Here is a 1,865-nt window from a genome sequence, read left to right as displayed (position 1 = left end):
ATCAGGTCCGCTCCGCTGGATAATGCAGACCAGGCCTCCTCTCGATGATCGGCCGCATCGTACTCACGAAACAGCGCGTAGAACAGATGTGCTTGTTCGATGCCGCCCGGCTTTACTTTGCTCAACGCGTCGCGAATACGCTCAACGCGTGCTAGCGGCAGCTGAGCCTTGGAATGCGTAGCAAGTGCCCAATGCGCATCGGCAAAGTGCGGCGACATGGCAAGGCACGCTTCATATTCTCGCTCTGCCGCCTGCATGTTGCCGAGATAGCGGAGTACGTTGCCACGGGTGAAGGTCAACAAGTGATGCGCCGGTCCTCGCTTGGCCATCTCATCTAAGAAGTTCAGAGCGCCCTGATAGTCACCGGCCAACCACAAGTGCTGCGCCAACACCGCAGACTGAGAGATGACATGCGGTTGCGACCAATCCACTGACTTGATCAGCGAGACCACAGCGGACTCTTCGGCGAACTCTAACAAGCGAGCGGTGACGTAGCCGATATGGCGAGTGTTGGAGTGCTCGCGCACCGCCTCTGCCGCGAGCAACACGTGTTCCTTCGAGGCGAGATACCGATCGGAGAATTGTTCGAAACGTGACAGGCGGAGTCTGGCGGGAACGTGGCGCGGCTCGAAGTTCAGAATGGCCTCGTAGACGCGGCGGGCTTCGAGCCACAGTCCCCGCAGTTCGTACTGACGGGCGCGGGCCCACAAGTCGCGAGGAGACACGGCCGCTTGCAGGCGGCCGTGTGAGTATTGCTCGCGAGTGCCCTCCGGGCTCAAAAGTTATAAACCAACGAGAACTGGAACTCACGAGGCGACTGGAATGATCGAGGCACTAGATAGGTACTCACTGGGGTTCCCGTAGCGGCGTCTTCTGCGCGATCGTCCACAGCAACCGGCTCTTGTTTATTGAACACGTTGAAGACATCCATCTTCGCGACCAAGCCTTCAGCCCAATGCGGCGTGTACGCGAAGCTCAGGTCCACCTGATAAGTCCAGGGCAGACGCCCCGCCGTCCCTCGCGGTTTCGGTACCGACGGACCATCGCGACCGCCAGCCGTCGTCGTGCCACAGCGGAAGAAGGACGAGCCGTAGGGATGAATGCCGCCGTGATACGGATACAGCACGCCCAGGCAGTTCTTGGGCCGCCCGGATTGCACCAGCAGGTTGGAGCCCACCGCAAACTCGTCGGTGAACGAGTAACTGCCGAACACCTTCAGCGAATGACGCCGGTCGTTGGGCAAATAGCCGTACGAATCCACCGCCAGCTCCTTGTAATCGAAGTCTTGGGTGACGTTGGTGTCGTCCTGGCCGATGTCGGATTTGACGCCGCCTTCGGTGTTGCCCTTGCTGAACGCCAGCGTGTAGGACGCCTGCACAAAGGTGCGATCCCAGTTACCGTCCCAGAACAACTCGAGCGCCTTGTAGGTGCGACGAGCTTTCGGCGACAACAGATCGCCGTCGATAGTGGTCTCCGTCAACGTGCCATTACCGTAAAAGTCCGTGAGGAACACGGCATCTTCACCAGGATTGAACATGCGGCAGTAAGGAAAGCCGTCGTTCGGCAGTACGAACAGATTCGGATCGAGACCGGCCGCCTCGCCCGCAGCCAAGATGGGCGTGTAATCGCAGTTGTCGTCGATGGCGGCTTTGAGCTCACGATAGATGGCACGCGCACCGATGTTTTGATGCTTGGTGATGCTCATCTGCGCGCCGAGAATGAACTCGTCCTGATACATCGGATCCAGATTCTTCGAAGCGATGGTCTTGGCGTTCTTGGCCTCGCCGAACTCGCCGTTGATGTATCTGAAAGTGCCTCGCGATACCAGGCCCGTAGGTGCACCGGTAACGGCGTCGATGCCTGTG

1 protein-coding gene and 1 pseudogene are annotated in these 1,865 nt (G+C 59.1%); both read right to left on the bottom strand.

What is annotated here, in order from left to right; genetic code table 11:
* Nucleotides 1-779: hypothetical protein (locus tag JNL55_RS24620; RefSeq protein WP_293860505.1), on the bottom strand; the 779-nt coding region annotated here is incomplete at its 3' end.
* Nucleotides 776-1,865, bottom strand: a pseudogene (locus tag JNL55_RS24615) (hypothetical protein); the annotation flags it as partial. The gene JNL55_RS24620 and the pseudogene JNL55_RS24615, both read right to left, overlap by 4 nt.

Origin of the sequence: Steroidobacter sp. (assembly GCF_016790065.1) — a bacterium.
GTDB lineage: Bacteria > Pseudomonadota > Gammaproteobacteria > Steroidobacterales > Steroidobacteraceae > Steroidobacter.
Note: the sequence above shows the minus strand (reverse complement) of the source record. Positions and strands in the feature narration are given on the sequence as shown.